At 75.7% G+C, this 2,704-nt stretch carries 2 protein-coding genes; both read left to right on the top strand.

Features of this window, described 5'->3' with window-relative positions; all coding sequences use genetic code 11:
* Positions 1-787 (top strand): ATP-binding cassette domain-containing protein (locus tag AC13HU_RS35280; RefSeq protein WP_483046080.1); only part of this gene is annotated, 787 nt, incomplete at its 5' end.
* Positions 784-2,688, top strand: a complete 1,905-nt coding sequence (locus AC13HU_RS35275; protein ID WP_483046079.1) for an ABC transporter ATP-binding protein — start codon at positions 784-786, stop codon at positions 2,686-2,688. The genes AC13HU_RS35280 and AC13HU_RS35275, both read left to right, overlap by 4 nt.
* The last annotated feature ends 16 nt before the right edge of the window (positions 2,689-2,704 follow it).

Below are 2,704 nucleotides of genomic sequence, written 5' to 3'. Positions count from 1 at the left end.
GCGGGAGGGCGAGCCCGGGACAGGGCGGATCGAGATCGATGGAAAGGAGGTGGGCGAGATGTCGTTGGAGAAGTTGCGGGCGCGGGTGCTGGTGTCGCCGCATGACGCGGTGCTCTTCCCGGGCACCATCGCGGAGAACATCGCGCTGCTCGCGCCCGACCGGAAGGCCGCGGAGCGCGGCACCTGGGCGGCGTTCGCGGACCAGGTGATCGACACGGTGCCCGGCGGCGCGCAGGCACCCGTGGGCGACCGCGGGGAGAGCCTGTCCGGCGGGCAGCGGCAGCGCGTCGCGCTCGCCCGCGCCCTCGCCGCGGCCCCGCCGGTGCTGGTGCTGCACGACCCGACCACGGCCGTGGACGCGGCGACCGAGGACCGTATCGCCGGCCGCCTGCGCGAGTTGCGGGCCCGCGACGGCCTGACCTCGCTCCTGGTCACCACCAGCCCCGCTCTGCTCTCCCGCTGCGACCGGGTGTTCTTCCTGCACGACGCCGCGCCGGAGGAGGCGGCGGCCGACCGCGGAAGGGCCGGCGCCGCAGCAAAGGACCGTGCGGCGGACGGCCGTGCGGCGGACGGCCCGACCGGCTTCGGCGGCAAGGGAGTCAAGGGAGTTGGGGGCAGCGGGACCGCCCGGCCGCACGGCGCGGACGACGGGACGAGCACGTCCCGCCCCGCGGGCGACGGGACACCACCTGGTGGCCCGGCCGTCGCCCTGCTCGCTTCGGACAGCGGCACCCATGCCGGACTGATGCGTCGCAACGCCGCCTACCGTGAGTTGCTGACGCGATGAACGCCACCGATTCCGCCACCGACCCCGCCGCCGTAGCGGCCGCCGCCCGCCCGCTGCTGCCCGTCGCCGACGGCCGCCGCACCCGCGCGTATCTGCGTGCCGCGCTCCGCCGACGTCGTGGCCTGCTCGCGGCGACCACGGCCGTGATGGTCGCCGAGATCGCGCTCGGCCTCGTCGGACCGATCGCGATCGGCTGGGTGACGCAGGCGATCGTCGACGGCCGCGGCAGTTCCGCGGTGGTCGGGCCGGTCGTCCTGCTCGCCGCCGCGGCGGTGCTCGGCGCGCCGGCCACCTGGGCGTCGAACGTGCTGCTCGCCCGCGTCGTACTGCCCGAAGTGGCGGAGTTGCGCGAGGACGTGGTCGGCACCGCGCTCGCCCTCCCGGTGGACACGGTGGAGGCGGGTGGCGGCGGCGACCTCGTCTCGCGTGTCTCCGGCGACGTGGAGCGCGTCACGGAAGCGGCGCAGGGCGGGTTCGGGAGTTTCGTGTCCGCGGCCCTCGCCATCCTGGCCACCCTGGTCGGACTGGCCTCCCTGGACTGGCGGTTCGCGCTCGCCGGGCTGCTCGCGGTGCCCCTTCATGCCTACACCCTGCGCTGGTATCTGCGTACGTCCCGCCCGATCTACGCGGCCGGCCGCACCGCCGAGGGCCACCGCACCTCCGCCCTGCTCGGCGCGTTCGCGGCGTTGCCGACCGTACGGGCGCTGCGGCTCGGCGGCCGCCAGTACACCCGCGTCGGGGACGCGTCCCTCGCCGCGGCCGAATACGAGTTCAGGGCCACCCGCACCGCCACACGCTTCTTCGGGCGGCTCAACGTCGCGGAGTTCATCGGCCTCGGCGCGATCCTGCTCGCCGCGTCCGTGCTGGTGCGGTCCGGCACGGCGAGCGTCGGCGCGGCGACCACGGCCGCCCTCTTCTTCGTCGGGCTCTTCGACCCGATCAACGCGGTGCTCGGGGCGTTCGACAGCGTGCAGCAGGCGGCGGCCGGGCTGGCCCGCCTGATCGGGGTCCTCGACGCGGCGCCCCAGAAGGCGACGGAGGCACCCGAGCACGCGCCGAAGTCCGTGCCGCCGCCTGCGCATGCACCCATACCCGTACCCGTACCAAGCGTCCCGGCGCCGGAAGTTCGGCCGGGCGGAAGGCCGGGGCGACAGTCGCGGTCCCGGCGCAGACTCGTACTCGGGCTCGACGGTGCGGACTTCGGCTACGGCGACCGGCCGGACGTCATTCACGACGTGAGCGTGCGGATCGAGCCGGGCCAGCACGTGGCGGTCGTGGGCACCACCGGCTCCGGAAAGTCCACGGTGGCCGCGCTGTTGGCGGGGCTCCGTACGCCCCGGCGCGGCACCGCGACGCTGGACGGGGTGCCGCTCGCCGACCTCTCCCCCGCCGAACTGCACCGCACGGTGGCCCTCGTCACCCAGGAGACCCACGTCTTCGCCGGCACCGTCGCCGCCAACATACGGCTGGCGCGGCCCGACGCGTCCGACGCGGAGGTCGCCGCCGCCCTGGACGCGGTCGGCGCGACCGGATGGGTCGACGCACTGCCCGACGGCGCCGCGACCGTGATCGGCGCCGGCGGCCACCACCTCGCCCCCAGCCAGGCCCAACACCTCGCCCTGGCACGGCTGTTCCTGCTCGACCCGGAGGTGGTCGTGCTCGACGAGGCCACGGCCGAGGGCGGCAGCGACTCGGCGCGGCTGCTCGACACCGCCGCCGCCAGGGTCCTGCACGGGCGCAGCGCCCTCCTCGTCGCCCACCGGCTCTCGCAGACCGCCACCGCCGACACGATTCTCGTCATGGAAGGAGGACGGGTAGCCGAACAGGGCTCCCACGAGGCGCTGCGCTCGGCCGGCGGGACGTACGCGGCTCTGTGGGACGCCTGGTCGCGGCCCAGCTGAGGCCCGCCCGCCCGGC

Source organism: Streptomyces sp. NH27 (assembly GCF_056859195.1).
The sequence above is the reverse complement of the archived record's forward strand: the minus strand, read 5'-3'. Positions and strand labels throughout refer to the sequence as shown.